This is a genomic window from Oceanisphaera sp. W20_SRM_FM3 (assembly GCF_052119705.1).
GTDB lineage: Bacteria > Pseudomonadota > Gammaproteobacteria > Enterobacterales > Aeromonadaceae > Oceanimonas.
Genome location: NZ_JBGQOP010000010.1, coordinates 1 through 16462, shown reverse-complemented (window position 1 = coordinate 16462; position 16462 = coordinate 1). Strand labels below are relative to the sequence as shown.

12 protein-coding genes are annotated in these 16462 nt (G+C 51.6%); 5 read left to right on the top strand and 7 right to left on the bottom strand.

Annotation, left to right across the window (positions count from 1 at the left end; genetic code table 11):
* Positions 1-7: 7 nt before the first annotated feature.
* The 4 genes from ACEN2G_RS07260 to yfbV all read right to left on the bottom strand — a co-directional run bounded on the left by ACEN2G_RS07260 (position 8) and on the right by yfbV (position 5682).
* Positions 8-2119 (bottom strand): BCCT family transporter, encoded by a 2112-nt coding sequence (locus tag ACEN2G_RS07260; protein WP_442020813.1) that lies wholly within the window; start codon positions 2117-2119, stop codon positions 8-10.
* 612 nt (positions 2120-2731) lie between these two features.
* Positions 2732-4192, bottom strand: a complete 1461-nt coding sequence (locus ACEN2G_RS07255; RefSeq protein WP_442020812.1) for an NAD-dependent succinate-semialdehyde dehydrogenase — start codon at positions 4190-4192, stop codon at positions 2732-2734.
* Between the two features lie 190 nt (positions 4193-4382).
* Positions 4383-5156, bottom strand: a complete 774-nt coding sequence (locus ACEN2G_RS07250) for a M15 family metallopeptidase (RefSeq protein ID WP_442020811.1) — start codon at positions 5154-5156, stop codon at positions 4383-4385.
* Between the two features lie 85 nt (positions 5157-5241).
* Positions 5242-5682 (bottom strand): terminus macrodomain insulation protein YfbV, encoded by a 441-nt coding sequence (yfbV, locus tag ACEN2G_RS07245; protein WP_442020810.1) that lies wholly within the window; start codon positions 5680-5682, stop codon positions 5242-5244.
* 228 nt (positions 5683-5910) lie between these two features.
* On the opposite strand from yfbV, the gene ACEN2G_RS07240 reads away from it, so the two are divergent.
* The 4 genes from ACEN2G_RS07240 (at position 5911) to ACEN2G_RS07225 (ending at position 11559) form a co-directional block, all read left to right on the top strand.
* Positions 5911-7113, top strand: coding sequence for an acetate kinase (locus ACEN2G_RS07240; RefSeq protein ID WP_442020809.1), 1203 nt, complete (start codon positions 5911-5913; stop codon positions 7111-7113).
* Positions 7114-7153: 40 nt separating this feature from the next.
* Complete coding sequence (gene pta / locus ACEN2G_RS07235; RefSeq protein ID WP_442020808.1) at positions 7154-9328, top strand: phosphate acetyltransferase; 2175 nt, start codon at positions 7154-7156, stop codon at positions 9326-9328.
* A gap of 405 nt (positions 9329-9733) precedes the next feature.
* On the top strand, positions 9734-10234 hold the full coding sequence (gene tpx / locus ACEN2G_RS07230; RefSeq protein WP_442020807.1) for a thiol peroxidase: 501 nt from the start codon (positions 9734-9736) through the stop codon (positions 10232-10234).
* A gap of 428 nt (positions 10235-10662) precedes the next feature.
* Positions 10663-11559, top strand: a complete 897-nt coding sequence (locus ACEN2G_RS07225; RefSeq protein ID WP_442020806.1) for a TIGR01777 family oxidoreductase — start codon at positions 10663-10665, stop codon at positions 11557-11559.
* A gap of 51 nt (positions 11560-11610) precedes the next feature.
* Here ACEN2G_RS07225 and ACEN2G_RS07220 read toward each other — a convergent pair whose 3' ends face one another.
* A complete protein-coding gene (locus ACEN2G_RS07220; protein ID WP_442020805.1) occupies positions 11611-14058 on the bottom strand; it encodes an ABC transporter permease in 2448 nt (815 codons plus the stop codon).
* Positions 14051-14749: an ABC transporter ATP-binding protein gene (locus tag ACEN2G_RS07215; RefSeq protein WP_442020804.1), complete on the bottom strand. Its 699-nt coding sequence runs from the start codon at positions 14747-14749 to the stop codon at positions 14051-14053. The genes ACEN2G_RS07220 and ACEN2G_RS07215 overlap by 8 nt, the downstream gene beginning before the upstream one ends.
* Here ACEN2G_RS07215 and ACEN2G_RS07210 point away from each other — a divergent pair.
* The gene (locus ACEN2G_RS07210) at positions 14748-15362 is read left to right on the top strand and encodes an arylesterase (protein ID WP_442020803.1); all 615 of its coding nucleotides are present in this window, start codon (positions 14748-14750) and stop codon (positions 15360-15362) included. The genes ACEN2G_RS07215 and ACEN2G_RS07210 overlap by 2 nt on opposite strands.
* Positions 15363-15437: 75 nt before the next feature.
* Here the strand turns inward: ACEN2G_RS07210 and ACEN2G_RS07205 are convergent, their stop codons facing one another.
* The gene (locus ACEN2G_RS07205; protein WP_442020802.1) at positions 15438-16109 is read right to left on the bottom strand and encodes a DNA-3-methyladenine glycosylase I; all 672 of its coding nucleotides are present in this window, start codon (positions 16107-16109) and stop codon (positions 15438-15440) included.
* Positions 16110-16462: the final 353 nt, after the last annotated feature.

Sequence of the window (16462 nt, the reverse complement as noted above, 5' to 3'; positions counted from 1 at the left end):
CCTGCCGCTATATGGGTTTATCACTCAGTTCTGTGGCTGCGGGCAGCTCATTACTGTGATTATTTAAGTCGTCATCGTGCTCTTCCATCTTCCACGGCAAGATGCCGGGCGAAATATGCAAAATGTGCAGATACTTCTCAAACTGATCCAGAATATCGCTGATGATATCTTGCTGATCATAGCCGTACACATCATATGCTTGGCCACCACGGCGTAAGAACACTTCGGCGCGATAGTAATGATCGTCGCCGTCTACATCGCGATCCGACTCAGGGAAGGCGAAGTCCGGCATGGCATAGCCACGTAAACGAATCTCATAGATAAACTCGAGTTTAGCCTCTTGAAACACCTGAAATTGCGCACGACAATTTTGTTCATCAAACACCACTTCCGCTTCCCAGCCTTGTTGCTCTAGCTCTTGCTCGACCTTATGCATGGCTTGAAAGCCGGTGGTGCGGATAAATTTTTCCACCTCTTCCCGCACCGGAAAATCCACCAAGTTGGCCAGGCGTTTTTTCCAAAATCCAGGTCCAGCCTTAGCACCGCTCTTTGCCGATTGCATATGGTGTTGCAAGCTCACCTCATGGTGACCTTCAATGATCAAGGCGCGCCACATGCCGACCATGGCAATCAGCATAATAATGGCAAAGGGCAAGGCACTGACAATGGTCGCGGTTTGCAATGCGCTAAGTCCACCGGCTAATAACAGCGCGGCCGCCACTATGCCTTCGGTTGACGCCCAAAATACGCGCTGCCAGGCTGGCGTGTGCGCTATGCCACCCGAGGCCAGTGAGTCAATTACCAAGGAGCCGGAGTCAGACGAGGTAACAAAAAAGGTAATAATCAAAATAACGGCAATAAAAGACACAATTGACGTCAGAGGTAAATGCTCAAGCAACTTGAACAAGGCAATGGCTTGGTCGGCCTGTACGTCGTCGATTAAAGAGGTGTAACCATCCACCATAATCAGATGCAAGGCGGTATCGCCAAATACCGAAAACCATAAGAAGGTAAACACGGTAGGCACCACCATAACGCCAACCACAAATTGACGAATAGTGCGACCACGGCTGATCTTGGCAATAAACAGGCCGACAAAGGGTGCCCAGGCAATGGTCCAACCAAAAATAAACAGCGTCCAGTTACCAATCCAATCGCTGGAGGTATAGGCCTGTAGGTTAAAGGTGCGCTCTACTATGTTGCTTAAGTAGCTGCCGGTATTCTGCATAAAGGTATTGAGAATAAACACAGTAGGGCCAACGGCAAACACAAACACCATCAAAGAGATAGCCAGCGCCATATTTAACATCGACAAGCGCTTTACGCCTTTGTCCATGCCCGCCACTACCGACAAGATAGCTAATGCGCTAATCGCCACTATGGCAATAATTTGCACCGTAGTGTTCACCGGTATACTGGGCCACAAATAATTAAGGCCAGCGTTAATTTGCGCCACCGACAAACCCAGCGTGGTGGCAATACCAAACAAGGTACCCAAGATGGCAAACACATCCACCGTATGCCCCATAGGGCCGTAAATTTTATCGCCAATCAGCGGATAAAGCGTGGAGCGCATCGACAGCGGCAAACCGTGGCGAAAGGCAAAATAGGCCAGCGACAAGCCCACCAAGCCGTAAATAGCCCAAATATGAAAGCCCCAGTGGAAAAAGGCGATTTGCATGGCTTGCTTAGCCGCATCCACGGTTAACGCAGGTCCCGAAGGTGGCGACGCGTAATGCAGCACAGGTTCGGCCACACCAAAGAACAATAAGGCGATACCGTAACCGGCAGAAAATAACATGGCAAACCAAGCCACAAAGCTATATTCCGGCTGTGCATGATCCGGACCCAGTTTAATATTGCCCCATTTACTAAAAGCGACCGAGACAATAAACACCAAGAAGATGGCCACGGCCAGCATATAAAACCAGCCGAAGGTCTTGGTGAAATAAGACAAAATGTCGGCAAACACCTCACCTGCCAGTTCAGGATTGCTCATGGTGCCGACCACCATTAATACGATAATAACAACGGCCGGTAAAAACACCGGCACTAATATGGTCGAATTAGAAGTCGAGGGAGGAGAAGATTTTTCTGGGCTCATTTTTTCTGCAGCCATAATAAAATTCCTGTTTTTAGCGCGCCCTAGTTCACAGGCAACAGTTAACTGAACAGCAGTTAACAAAATAAGGGTTAGCGCGGGTGTTAGTCACATTGCTGTTGGCAATAATTGTTAGCAATAAGCGCTATTCCCAAGGGTGAACTCTATAGAACTCTAACTTAAAAACAGTGACATTTTTAAAAAAGATGCCTCTAGGCTAACAAATACAGATTTTATAAGGCAATGAAAATTTACCAAATATTGAGACAACTAGCACTCTTCAGAATCAAAACCATCAAATAAACATGCCTAAAACCATCCAGCGCAACCGAAATTGCTATGGCTAAGCTTAAACATATAAATTCGTCATCTAAGCATTTAATCAAACCGTAACGACGCCCTCTCGACCTACTTCAGGCTCAGCTTTATTAGGAAATAGCATGGGTATTTACTTTTCGGCTAGCCTCATTAACTGGCTAGCCACATTTTATATGTGCCGCAGCGAGCAGATAAGCGTGGCAGGGTTGCGCTGCAGTTATCATCGCCAATTACATCAAGTAGCGACTATTTTCTCAGCGCCTAAACCTTGCAGCACTCACTAAACAAGGCCAAGGCGCTTCAATCGTTAGCTTAATGCTGAGCATCCTCATTATTTAAGCCTAAGTTCACAGACTTGGTTTCCAAATATTCTTCTAAACCAGCGCGTGCGCCCTCTCGGCCTAAACCGGATTCTTTTACGCCGCCAAAGGGCGCCACTTCATTGGAAATAATGCCCGCATTTACGCCCACCATGCCGGACTCTAAGGCTTCCGATACTCGATACACGCGATTAAGATTTTGCGTATAAAAGTAGGCTGCTAAACCAAAGGGCGTGTTATTGGCGCGAGTGATGACCTCGGCTTCGTCTTTAAAGCGAAAACAGGCCGCTACTGGGCCAAAAGTTTCTTCATGAGCAAGCAACATATCGTCGGAGGCTTCAGCCAAAACAGTCGGCTGAAAGAAGGTGCCGCCCAATTCATGAGGCTGGCCGCCACAGATAAGCTTAGCGCCTTTATTGAGCGCGTCCGCTATATGTTGTTGTACTTTTTTAAGACCCTCTTCGTTGATCAGCGGCCCTTGCTGCACGCCCTCTTGCAGGCCATCGCCCACCTTAAGAGCGCTGGCGGCTGCGGCCAGTTTTTGCACGAAGCGGTCGTAAATGCCCTCTTGTACCAAGAAGCGATTCACACACACGCAGGTTTGGCCGGTATTACGGAACTTAGCCGCCATGGCGCCGGCTACTGCGGCGTCTAGGTCTGCATCGTCAAATACGATAAAAGGCGCGTTACCGCCCAGTTCCAGTGATAGCTTTTTCACCGTGTCGGCGGCCTTGGCCATTAACAGCTTGCCCACCTTGGTGGAGCCGGTGAACGACAGCTTCCGTATTACTGGGCTATTCATCAACGTATCGCTGATAGCCTGAGTATCGCCGGACACTAAATTGAGCACGCCTGCCGGCAGCCCGGCCTGTTCGGCCAACACCGCCAAGGCATTGGCGCACAGCGGCGTGGCACTGGCCGCCTTCACCACCACAGTACAACCGGCAGCCAGAGCAGGCCCTACCTTACGGGTGATCATGGCCAGCGGAAAATTCCACGGCGTAATGGCCGCCACCACACCCACCGGCTGTTTGATAACCCAAATGCGGTGACTCGCATCTGGGCTGGGAATAGTTTCGCCATAAGCACGTTTCGCTTCTTCGCCAAACCACGCTAAAAAACTGGCCGCATACGCCACTTCGCCTTTGGCCTCGGTTAACGGCTTGCCTTGCTCTAACACCATTAACTCAGCCAGTGCCTCTTTGTGCTCCAGCATTAACTCATACCAGCGGCGCAAAATTTTACTACGCTCCTTCGCCGTGGTTTGGCGCCAGCTCACTAAGGCCTGCTCTGCGGCATCGATGGCGGTTTGGGTTTCTTTGGCGCCGCACTTAGCAACCTTGGCTAATAGCTCGCCGCTAGCGGGATTAAACACCTCATAATGTTGGTCGCAAGTGTGCCAAAGGCCATTGCTGTACCAACCGGTTTGCCAAAGGAAATGAGACTTATCCATAATGAGCTCCTTTACCTAATTTGAACGTGTGAGGGGTGATGAGTGAAGGGAAAGTACAGCTCCGAGCGCCCAGCTAGAAGTACCGTCGCAAGCCACATATCAAAAACAGCATCTAAACCAAACCGAGATCCTGATGTTCATCAGGATCTCGGTATTAACACCGAACTCTGGTGCTTTGTTTAGCTGGGTGCTAGGCGCTGGGCGCTATTTCGTCCCCGTTAGCCAGATTTTTCTGCCAACGCTCGCTCAAGGATAGTCGCTCAATCGCACCAAATTGAGCTTGCGGCTGCTGAGTCGCCCACGCCCACGACTGATTGCCGTAATCAAAGTGCCACCACTCGCTGGGCAGATTGGTGAAGCCGGCTTGCAGCATAACGCTGTGTAACAGCCGACGATTCTCAATCACTTCGGACTCGCGGGCGTTGGGTTTCTCTATGCTCTCAAATGCGGCACTGGCAGACTTGGGGCTAATTTCATCAAACTCTGTACCCATGTCGAGCCACAGGCCTTCGCTGCCACACAAGGCGACGTCCACCGAGCCGCCGGTTAAATGCGGGCTGGGGGCGGCGGGATCTGTGCTGGGTGGTGCGACAAACTGCCGCAAGCGTGCCGCCAACTCTAACTCGGAGTATTCTGGATAATGAGCCTGCATGGCGCTGTGTAAGGTGTCGTATAAATATTGCTGCACCGCTAACGGGCGCCAGCCATCGAGCACCACCAATTCGATGCCAGCCGGCAATAGCCGAGCGGCTTTATAGAGGCGAAACAACACGCAACGGCGCAGGTAGCAGTCGCTGAGCGCGCCCGGTACGCCTTGGTGATAATAAGCTGGGTAAACGCGCAGCGGTAGATTAACTAAGCCCAGCGACACCAGCGGATCATCAAGTTCTACAATCGGTATGGCCTGAATTTCAGGCCAGTTGGGTTCGGGTTTGTGAGCCATGGTTTGAGAGAGAAAATTCATAGGCGGGCCTGTAAGTTACTGCGGAGTAGGGAAGATAAGACTCAGCCTCGCCAAAAATACCGGCCATTGCAACCGCCATTCGCGGTTACAGATCGCGAATAAAAGATTTATCCAATTGTTTAAAGGCCTGATTGAGCGCTTCGCCCAAATCAAAATAACGGGGCCGCGATACAGGCTCGCTTACCAATACGCCCGCCTCACTCATCTTCTGGTTAATTTGTTGATACCAAGTCACCAAGGCCGCCGGCAACGGCGTGGCGGCACGCTTGCCCAACCAAAATAAGCCCTGCAGCGGCAGGCTCGCTAAAAAGAGCACTGAGCTCACCACGCTCGACCAGTAACGTGGATCACCTAATTGAAACTGCACCAAAATGCTCAACACCATGAGTGCCGGTATGGTACGCAAAGCCAGCCGAGTGGCGGTGGTAATACGATATTCGGGAAATAAGGCAGCCAATTGGCGCTCTTTTGGCCAAATAGCTAAGTAAGCGCTGCCCTGTTGTAAGGTACCAGTTAATGTCGTCATACGACCTCCAAAACGGCGGGACTGAGGATGGCGTTTCCTGCATGACCAAGCCTTGATGATAAAACCACTCCAGCTTTATGTTATTTTACGCCACCATGCGGGTATTATCCCCTGTATTTATAATTTGCGCCTAGCCTAGCTGTACTCAAGCTGTATTCAGCCAACGGCCTAGCGGAATATTGCGCGTGACGCGATCTGCGTTAATTTTTCTGATAACAAGGTCTACCCATGACAAGCAAGCTAGTTCTCGTGCTTAACTGCGGCAGTTCGTCGCTGAAGTTTGCCATTATTGATGCCGAAACCGGCAACGAACAACTTTCTGGTCTGGCAGAATGCTTTTACCTGCCCGACACCCGCATTAGCTGGACCTTTGACGGTCAAAAAGGCAGCAGTGCGCTCGGTGACGGCGCCGCCCACCAGCAGGCTTTGGACTTTATTGTGCATAGCCTGCTGCTGCCCCACCCCGAGCTATTGAGCAACCTAGTGGCCGTTGGCCATAGGGTGGTGCATGGCGGTGAGCAGTTTACGCAGTCAGCATTAATCGATGACAAAGTCATCAGCATCATAGAAGAGTGCGCCAGTCTGGCGCCTTTGCATAATCCGGCACATTTGATTGGCATCAATTCGGCCCTGCATTCCTTCCCAGATTTAGTACAAGTAGCGGTGTTTGATACCGCATTTCACCAAACTATGCCCGAGTCGTCGTACTTATATGCCTTGCCCTATAAATTATATACAGAGCACCATATTCGTCGCTACGGCATGCACGGCACCAGCCATTACTTTATTGCCGAGCAGACGGCTAAGTTACTCGATAAGCCGCTGAGCGATCTAAATATTATCAGCTGCCATTTGGGCAATGGTGCTTCTGTGTGCGCCATCAAAGATGGCCAGTCGGTGGATACCTCAATGGGCTTGACGCCATTAGAGGGTTTAGTGATGGGTACGCGCAGCGGCGATATAGACCCCGCCATCATCTTCCATTTGCACGACAATCTAGGCTACAGCATTGAGCGTATTAACACCCTGCTCACCAAAGAGTCGGGCTTATTGGGCTTGTCGGAGCGCACCAGCGATTGCCGCTACATTGCCGAGCATTATGACGCCCAGCCCGAAGCCAAACGGGCGATGGATATTTTTTGTTATCGCTTGGCCAAATACATTGCCAGCTACACCTGTGCGTTGGATGGGCGCTTAGATGCGGTGGTGTTTACCGGCGGCATTGGCGAAAACTCGGTACTCGTGCGTGAGTTGACGCTGGCACGGTTAAGCCTATTGGGCTTTAAGCTAGACGCCAAGGCCAACCAGGATGCGCGCTTTGGTAAAACCGCCTGCATCACCACCCCCGACAGCACACCGGCGTGGGTAATACCGACCAATGAAGAATGGGTGATCGCCAAAGATGCACTGGCCATTGCCAGTGCGCTGTAAGCGCACTCTCATGTCTGTAACCAAGAACTAAGAGGATATTATGGCCAGAACGGTAATGTTGATCCCGGTAAGTGGCGGCGTGGGTGCCACCTCGGTGAGTTTAGGCATGGTGCGCGCCATGGAGCGCAATGGCGTAAACGTCACCTTCTTTAAGCCGGTATCGCAGCCGCGCACTCGCTCCACGGTACAAGATCATTCCACCGCCGTGGTGGCCAATGGCTCAAACTTAGTGCTGCCCGAGCCCTTTGCCCTCAGCTATGCAGAAAGCATGATCTCCAAAGGCAACTTAGATGTGCTGCTAGAAGAAATAGTGGCACGGGTGGAAAATCACGTAGCCGAAGTGGGCGCCGAGGTAATTGTGGTGGAAGGCTTGATCCCCACCGACAAACAGCCGTTTGCCAATCGCATTAACTACGACGTGGCCAAGGCGCTAGATGCAGACATGGTGCTAATAGCACAGCCCAGCAACGACTCCAGCCAAGAGCTAAAAGAGCGTATCGAGCTGGCCTGCTCGAGCTTTGGCGGCATGACCAATAAACGCATAGTGGGTTGCATCATCAACAAGGTGGGCGCACCCATGGACGATCAAGGCAACACTCGCCCCGATCTGTCTGAGATGTTTAATCCCAATCAAAAGATTGAAAAATACAGCCCCAATCTCGAAGTGCTGCAGGTGTTTGGCAAGATGCCGCTGCGTATTCTGGGCTGTGTGCCGTGGAATACCCAGATGGTAGCGCCCCGCGCCGTGGATCTGGCGCGCCACTTAAACGCCACTATTTTAAATGAAGGCAAGCTCAATACTCGTCGCCTAAAAAGCGTGACCTTTTGTGCCCGAGCCTTGCACAACATGGTGCAACATTTTCGCCCCGGCAGCCTATTGGTAGCCTCTGGCGACCGTTCGGACGTGATAGTGGCCGTGTGTTTGGCGGCCATGAACGGCGTGAAAATTGGTGCCTTGCTGCTTAACGGCAGCTATCATCCCGAGCCGCAAATTATGGCGCTCTGCCAACAAGCCACCGAAACCGGCTTGCCGATCTTGATGGTAGACACCAATACTTGGCAAACCGCGGTTAGCCTGCAGCACTTTAATCTGGAAATTCCCATCGATGACTTGCAGCGCATCGATTTAGTGCAAGATTATATGGCCAGCCACATCGACCAAAACTGGATTGAATCTTTGATGGCCGCGTCCACCCGCAGCCATCGTTTAAGCCCACCGGCGTTTAGGTATCAGCTCACCGAATTAGCCCGTCGCGCCGCCAAGCGTATCGTACTGCCCGAAGGCGAGGAGCCGCGCACCATAAAAGCGGCGTCCATCTGTGCCGAGCGCGGCATCGCTCGCCCTGTACTATTGGGTAATCGTGAAGAAATCTTACGGGTGGCCGCTCAGCAAGGCGTGAAGTTGGACGAAAGAGTCGAGATTATCGATCCTAAGCAAGTGCGCGAGCATTATGTGGAACGCTTAGTGGAGCTGAGAAAATCAAAAGGTTTAACCGAAATTATCGCCCGCGAGCAGCTGCAAGATAACGTAGTGCTTGGCACCATGATGCTGGAGCGCGATGAAGTAGACGGCTTGGTCTCTGGCGCCATTAACACCACAGCCAACACCATACGCCCACCGCTGCAAATCATTAAAACCGCCCCCGGCTGCTCGCTTGTGTCCTCCATTTTCTTTATGTTGCTGCCAGATCAGGTGCTGGTGTATGGCGACTGCGCCATTAACCCAGACCCTACCGCCGAGCAATTGGCGGAAATCGCCATTCAGTCTGCAGACTCTGCCACCGCCTTTGGCATAGAGCCAAGAGTGGCGATGATCTCTTATTCCACCGGTAGCTCAGGCACGGGGGCCGAGGTAGTGAAGGTGCGTGAAGCCACGCGCTTAGCCAAAGAAAAACGCCCAGATCTGATCATAGATGGGCCACTGCAATACGACGCCGCCATCATGGAAAACGTGGCCAAGTCGAAGGCACCAGACTCACCCGTGGCAGGCAAGGCGACGGTATTTATCTTCCCAGACTTAAACACCGGTAACACCACCTATAAAGCGGTGCAGCGTTCGGCGCAGTTAGTGTCCATTGGCCCCATGCTGCAAGGCATGCGCAAGCCGGTGAACGACTTATCTCGCGGCGCCTTGGTAGACGATATAGTGTACACAATCGCGCTGACCGCCATTCAAGGTGGGCAAATGGACGCGGCGAATAAAAGCAAAGAGTAAGGCGTGAGATAGCGCCCAGCTAAGCGCTGAACTAAATAAAGACTAAGGATTTTTGCCACGCAAGAACACAGCACACACGGAAAAATAAAGATAAGCACGACAAGTACCAAGACCGTAGGGGATAAGCTCTAGTCCATGACGTATTGTTGCTCTTGAGCTTACCCTATGCCCGCGTTGTTCTGTTATTCTCGCAACAAAGAGCCTTGGCAATATAGCAGTCAGGTCTTGGTGTTGCCGTTAACTGACCGCTTAGCGCTGTGTTTTTGGCTTTCAAGGCGTTAGGGAAAAAATAAAAACCTTTTCCTTATGCCTAAAACTGGTAAGTTAACCGCTGCAATATAATTTTTTAACATGGCTCGTAACACATAGGCCTTTAATACATAACCTCATATTAGGAACGTAAACATGTCTAGCATCACATTCCAAGGTAATCCTGTTGCCGTATCTGGCCAGTTTCCACAAGCAGGCCAAGCCGCTGCTGATTTCACCCTGACCAATGGCGAACTGAACGACATTAAATTGGCTGATTTCAAAGGTCAAAAAGTAATACTGAACATCTTCCCAAGCGTTGACACTGGCACCTGTGCAGCTAGCGTACGTGCGTTCAACGAAAAAGCGGCAGCGTTAAGCAACACCAAAGTGATCTGCGTGTCTATGGATCTGCCGTTCGCACTGGGTCGTTTTTGTGGTGCCGAAGGCATCGAAAACGTACAAACTGCATCTGCATTCCGTAACGCTGACTTCTTAAACGCCTACGGCGTAGCAATCAGCGACAGCGCTCTGCGTGGTCTTGCGGCTCGCGCCGTGGTTGCCATCGATGAGCAAGGCAAAGTAGTTTACAGCCAGCTGGTTGCTGAACTGACTGAAGAGCCTGCTTACGACGCCGCTATTGCTGCTCTGGCTTAAGCCTATTGCTTAATATGGCTGGATCTTGCTTGATCCCTGGTCAGTTACTTAATTGATGTAAGATCAACAAGCTAGCGTTAATACCCGAGGTCATCTACAGACTTATTCACAGAAAATGTGGATAACCTATGTGGATAACACACTTAGATAACCTCGGTTTTATACCCCGTTTCTCGCTTTATATTCCCAGCCCGCTCCCTCTGCTATTTTCTGCCTCAGCAATCCTTTCTCGATCCACAGAACAAAACCCGTGCCAGGTTAGCTTGCTACACCATTACCGCTTATAGATTACGGCTCCCCGAAGGAGCGTATTCTAACTCCTTGTTCTAACAGGGATCACAATGCTCAACTTATGATACTGCTAGAATAAGAAGCTAAACATGCATTTATATGTCGCCATTTGGCTGCAAAAATAGAGGAAGGCAATCATGAAGATATTAATAACCGGTGGTACCGGCTTTGTGGGCCGTCGCTTAGTGCCTCATTTGCGGCATCATCATGAGGTCACTGTGCTGAGCCGTACTCCCGCTAAGGTGTATCAGCAGTTAGGCCACGACGTTCAGGCCCTGTCTTCTTTGAATGAGCTGGAAAATTTGGATCAATTTGATGCGGTGATCAATCTGGCAGGTGAGCCCATCGCCGACAAGCGTTGGAGCTCAGCGCAAAAGCAGCGTATTTGTCAAAGCCGCTGGCAGCTAACCGAACAGTTAGTAGAAAAGCTGAACGCCGGCACTCAAGCACCCAAGGTGCTGATCAGTGGGTCAGCCGTCGGCTATTACGGCCGCCAAGGCGATGCTCTAGTAGACGAAGACTCAAGCCCACACCCAGAATTCAGTAATAAGGTGTGCGCCCAATGGGAGCAACTGGCCCAAGCCGCCGCCAGCGAGCAGACCCGCGTGTGCTGCATCCGCTTAGCCGTAGTGTTAGGCCCTGATGGCGGCGCCTTAAAGAAGATGCTGCCCAGTTACCGCTTAGGCTTAGGCGGCCCGATTGGCTCGGGCAAACAGTATATGTCGTGGATCCACATAGATGACGTGGTGAGCTTATTACTGTTTTTGCTGGAGCACGAAGAGTGCTCGGGCGCATTTAATGCCAGCGCCCCTGAGCCGGTAACCAATCAGCAATTCAGCAAAACCTTGGCGCAGGTGCTAAATAAGCCGCACTTTGCTCGCGTGCCCGCTTGGGTAATGCGCTTAGCCTTTGGCGAGATGGCCGACTTACTATTAACCGGCCAACGGGTGATGCCGGTGCGCCTACAATGCGCCGGTTTTCACTTTCGCTATCCCACGCTAGAAAAGGCATTAAAGGAAACCTTAAATCCGTGAGGCGTGAATGGTGAGGCGTAACATCCACAATTCACTCCTCACCGGACAGATTCACCACTGGCGCAAGCGGCTCATTAGGCTAGTACGAGTTATGCCTCCCAAACGACCGGTCAGCAGCAATAAAGCAGCGCCAAGTGCCGGCAGCGCTATCCACAACACCGGATGCGGCTGCCAAGGCAGACCCAACCAATAAGGCAAAAGAATAGCCACACACAGCTCCACTCCTAAGGCGGCGGCCAAACCTGCCGCCACACCTGCTGCCAACCATTCCCAACGCAATGACGCCTGTATTAAGTACTCGCTGGCCCCTAAGGTACGCAACAACACCAGCTCGCGACGCCGACTCTCGAGCGTGGTTTCTAGTTGCGCCAATAGCACTAAGATGCTGGCCACTATCACTAAGCCCATGATCACTAACAGCGCTTGGCTAACTTGCGCCAGCACTTGGCGTAATTGCTGCAATAGCGCTGCTACGTCCAAGATAGTCACGGTAGGAAAGGCGCGGATCAGCTCAATTTCTAAGGCTTGTTGTTCAGCCGGCAAGTAAAAACTGGCCAACCAAGTGGCCGAATACGGGTCCAACACGTCAGGGCTAAAGATCAAATAAAAGTTGGGTTTCATGCTGTCCCAATCTACTTCTCGAATATTTTTTACCTCGGCCGATACTTGCTCACCGGCTAAGTCCAGCGTGACACGGTCGCCTAGCTTTAACTGTAAGCGCTCGGCTAAGCCCGACTCCACCGACACGCTATCGGGCGCCTGCGTCCAGTCGCCACTTAAGATGCGATTGCCCTCGGGTAACTCTGGGCTGTAAGTCAGGTTGAGCTCACGGCCCACGCCGCCGTCGTTATTATCACTCGGAGCGCTGTCTACATCCGACGCCGTGGGCTTATCATTAATGGCCGTTAACCGGCCGCGCACTATGGGATAAAACACCGAACGCTCAAGCCCTGCCCCGTCCAGCTTTTGCTGCAGCGGCGCTAATTCATAGTCGGCAATGTTGATCACAAAACGGTTGGGCGCGTCAGCAGGTAACTTGGCTAAGAAGCCGTCCACTAATTCACCGCGCACCACCCATAATAAGCAGCCTAAGAATAACGCCAGCGCCACGCCGCCAAACTGCAACATGGTGGTTAAACGAGCTCGCTCCAAGCGGCTCAGCGCCAGACGAAAAGCTATGCTGCCGCCACTGCGCTTGGCCAGTATCAGCATTAAGCCACACACGCCGCCCAAGATAAGGATCAGTGTCAGCAGGCCGAGTAATAAGCCAGCCGCCAAGGCGAGATCGCCGGCAAATAACCAGCTCAACACAAAGGTAGCGCTGAATAAAATGCTCACACTCCACCATACGGGAATACGCGCCTCGGCTTCATTGCGCAGCACTCTTAATGGCGGCACCTTTAATAAGCGCAACATGGGCACCACAGACAGCATAAGCGTGGTTAACATGCCTAAGCCCAGCGCCAAGGCAAACGGCTGCCAAGACGGAGCCGGCAACGGCAGGTTCAAGGCCTCGCCTAGGCTAAGTAAAATCATTTTATGCAGGCCGTAACCGACTACGCCACCCAGCAAAGATCCCAGTATTAAGAGGCTTAACAGTAGTTTGGCAAGCCAGATCAGTAAGGCTTGGCGGCTCGCACCTAGGGTTTTTAACAAGGCAATACGGTCTTGCTCACGGCGAGAAAAATAACCCAAGGCGATGGCCATGGCCAAGATACCCAGCAACACACCAATGAGGGCCGCTAGGCGAAAAAACTGCTCGGCACGCGCTAGTGAGGTGGCCACAGGGGTGTCGGCGCTATCTGGCCCCAACCAGGTTTGCCCCACTTGTAATTGCGGCTTAGCCCAAGCCTCGAAACGGGCTAGTTGCTGGGTGCGGCCTTTAAATAAATAACGATAACTAACCCGACTGCCGGCCATTGCAATCCCGGTGGCCGCCACATCATCTAGGTGAATAAGCGCACGCGGTGCCAATAATGCTGGCGAAAACCCCTGATCCGGCTCAGATACCAGCTCACCCGCCACCCTTAACTGCAGATTACCCAGCTCGACTGTGCTGCCAACGTTAAGTTTGAGTAAGGTCAATAAGCGGGCCGATAGCCAAATATGACCGGGCGCAATGGTCTGCTGTGGAGATAGCTTGAGCTCGCCATAGAAAGGAAAGGCATTATCCACGGCCCGCACGCTGGCTAACTGCAGCTCGTCATCGGCAAAGAGCACACTTTGAAAAGATTGAGTACGCGACACGTCAAGCCCTCGCGCTTTAGCCTGTTCCAACCAAATATTATCGAGGGCGCGGGTACTGGATAACACCCTGTCGGCACCAATATAGTCACGGCCCGAGACTGACAACGCCTGATTGAGTCTATCCGCCACCAAAGTGACGCTCAAAATACTGGCCACACTTAAGGCCAAAGACAATAAAAACAGCCGCAAAGGACCGCGACCGATTTCTCGCCACACTAAACCTAAGCCTAGGCTCGAACTTAAGTTAGGCATTCTGTTCCTCCAAACGGCCGGCGGTCATCACCAAACGGCGATCACAACGTGCAGCCAAGGATTCATCGTGAGTCACCATCAACAGCGTAGTACCATGGGTTTTATTGAGTTCAAACAGCAGCGCTATAATCTGACTACCTGTGTGCGTGTCCAAATTTCCTGTGGGTTCGTCGGCCAATAAAATATCCGGCTGCGTCATAAAGGCACGAGCTATGGCCACCCGCTGCTGCTCGCCGCCCGATAACTGGCTAGGGAAATGGCGCAGTCGCTCGCTTAAGCCCACTTGAGCCAGTAATTCTCGCGCACGCTGCTCGCTATTTTTCTGACCTTGCAATTGTGCAGGCAGCATCACGTTTTCGAGGGCAGTTAAGGTGGGCAGCAGTAAAAACGACTGAAACACAAAGCCAATATGTTGACCACGCAGTTGCGCTCGCTGCTCTTCATTAAGCTGAGCCAATGACTGGCCATTAATGTAGATGTCGCCGTGACTGGCAGAGTCTAACCCTGCCAGCAAACCGAGCAAGGTGGACTTGCCTGAGCCAGAGGCGCCGACCAAAGCCACGCTTTCACCGGCCTTGACTTCAAAGTCTATCCCCTCAAGGATAGTGAGCGTCTGGGCATCGAGCGATCTACTTTCAAACTCTACTATTTGGCTAAGCCCAACCACTTTGATCACCGGAGAATTTGTCATGTCACGTGTCCTTCTACTACTGCTAATACTGGTTTCATCTGTAACCCATGCTAACACCATACTGATCTTAGGCGACAGCCTAAGCGCCGGTTATCGGATGAATGCGAGTCAAGCTTGGCCGCAACTGTTAGCTAAACGCTGGCAACAAGAAGGATTAGCGGTGGAATTGGTAAATGCCAGCGTCAGTGGCGACACTACCCAAGGTGGCTTGCAACGCCTACCCGCGTTACTAAAAAAGCACCAGCCAAGCTTAGTGTTACTGGAGCTGGGCGGCAACGATGGCTTGCGCGGCTTACCGCCGGCCTTGATTGAAAAAAACTTAAACCAGATGATTAATATGGCCCAAGACAGCGGCGCCAAGGTGATCTTGACCGACATTCAACTGCCGCCTAACTATGGTCGCCGTTATCTGCAAAAATTTGAGGCCATCTTTAGTGATTTAGCTAAAGCCCATAAAGTACCGCTGTTGCCTTTTTTTGTGGCGCCTTTAATTGGTCAAGACGGCATGTTAATGGACGACGGCATTCACCCCACGGCTCAGGCACAAGATGCCATCGTTAGCCAAGTACACGGTTTTTTAGTGCCTTACTTGACTGATAGCCGTAAGCTCTAAGCATGTCAGTCAAAGGTAAGCATCTTATGTACATAAACTGGGGATTTCTCTGACCGCTGAAAGCTTACCGTGGCTTTACCCTATCGAATGGGCAATGGTCTTGCTAATTTCAGCGTAGCTGAAGCCACTTTGCTGGTGCCACTCATTAAAGGCGGCTTGGGCTTGGCGCAATCCTTTTTGGCTGCTAAGACCGGCCTCAACCACCTGATGGTGGCGTAAATAGGCGCTCACATCGCCGGTAAACACGAAAGTGTCCACGCCTAAACGGCGAAGCGCATAAGGGCCAATATTGCCGCCTAGCAATTGGCCGTGTTTCTTGATCATTTGCCACAAACCTGTGATGTCGTCTTTTGGCCATTGCGCCACTAAGGCACCAAAACCGCCATAAGGCTTACCCAGCTCTAAGATCATGCGTGCATTAGCCGGCACTGTGGCAATTTTTCTGGCGTGGCGCACTATACTGGCGTCATTATTTAAACGCTCAAAGTGACTCCCATCCAACATCAGCATTTTTTCAGGATCGAAGCCAAAAAACGCCCGCTCAAACTCCGGCCATTTATTACGGATCACCTGAAACACGAACCCCGATTGAAACAAGCTCATGGTAAAGGAAGATAACCAACGATCGTCACTGATGGCCGCTAACAGCTCTGGCTTAGCAACCGGTGTGGCAATCAAGGCTTTTAGTTTGGCAGCTCCCCCGTGGCGTTCGCTGGCACGCTGAAAAATAGTATCAAAATGCTCCATAGCAGGGATCTCGGGTGAATGGTGAATGGTGAATGGTGAATGGTGAATGGTGAATGGTGAGATAGTACAGCGCCAAGCGTTGAGCACCAAGCGCCGAGCTAACCGATCAAATCTAAAGATCCACCGACCAAGACTAGAGAGAAGAGCTATTTTCGCCACGCAAGCCCCCTCTCTTTGTTTACGAGCGTCACGGGCGTAGTTCACGGGCGACAAGAGCCACAGATATTTAATGGTAAGGGCTTGCTTCGAGAGGGTTTAGTATCTGGCCCTTATCCATTCCTGATTACTTATGAACCTCAGCCAGTATGCTGCCTTATTTAGGTTTTTGTAGCTGCCAACTTGTTCGGCAGGCC

What these genes read in the sequence shown, in the direction of transcription:
- yfbV (WP_442020810.1), bottom strand. Translation starts at nt 5,682, where the DNA reads ATGACGACATTAACTGGTACCTTACAACAGGGCAGCGCTTACTTAGCT.
- ACEN2G_RS07225 (WP_442020806.1), top strand. Translation starts at nt 10,663, where the DNA reads ATGAAGATATTAATAACCGGTGGTACCGGCTTTGTGGGCCGTCGCTTA.
- ACEN2G_RS07210 (WP_442020803.1), top strand. Translation starts at nt 14,748, where the DNA reads ATGTCACGTGTCCTTCTACTACTGCTAATACTGGTTTCATCTGTAACC.
- pta (WP_442020808.1), top strand. Translation starts at nt 7,154, where the DNA reads ATGGCCAGAACGGTAATGTTGATCCCGGTAAGTGGCGGCGTGGGTGCC.
- ACEN2G_RS07215 (WP_442020804.1), bottom strand. Translation starts at nt 14,749, where the DNA reads ATGACAAATTCTCCGGTGATCAAAGTGGTTGGGCTTAGCCAAATAGTA.
- ACEN2G_RS07260 (WP_442020813.1), bottom strand. Translation starts at nt 2,119, where the DNA reads ATGGCTGCAGAAAAAATGAGCCCAGAAAAATCTTCTCCTCCCTCGACT.
- ACEN2G_RS07205 (WP_442020802.1), bottom strand. Translation starts at nt 16,109, where the DNA reads ATGGAGCATTTTGATACTATTTTTCAGCGTGCCAGCGAACGCCACGGG.
- ACEN2G_RS07220 (WP_442020805.1), bottom strand. Translation starts at nt 14,058, where the DNA reads ATGCCTAACTTAAGTTCGAGCCTAGGCTTAGGTTTAGTGTGGCGAGAA.
- ACEN2G_RS07250 (WP_442020811.1), bottom strand. Translation starts at nt 5,156, where the DNA reads ATGAATTTTCTCTCTCAAACCATGGCTCACAAACCCGAACCCAACTGG.
- ACEN2G_RS07255 (WP_442020812.1), bottom strand. Translation starts at nt 4,192, where the DNA reads ATGGATAAGTCTCATTTCCTTTGGCAAACCGGTTGGTACAGCAATGGC.
- tpx (WP_442020807.1), top strand. Translation starts at nt 9,734, where the DNA reads ATGTCTAGCATCACATTCCAAGGTAATCCTGTTGCCGTATCTGGCCAG.
- ACEN2G_RS07240 (WP_442020809.1), top strand. Translation starts at nt 5,911, where the DNA reads ATGACAAGCAAGCTAGTTCTCGTGCTTAACTGCGGCAGTTCGTCGCTG.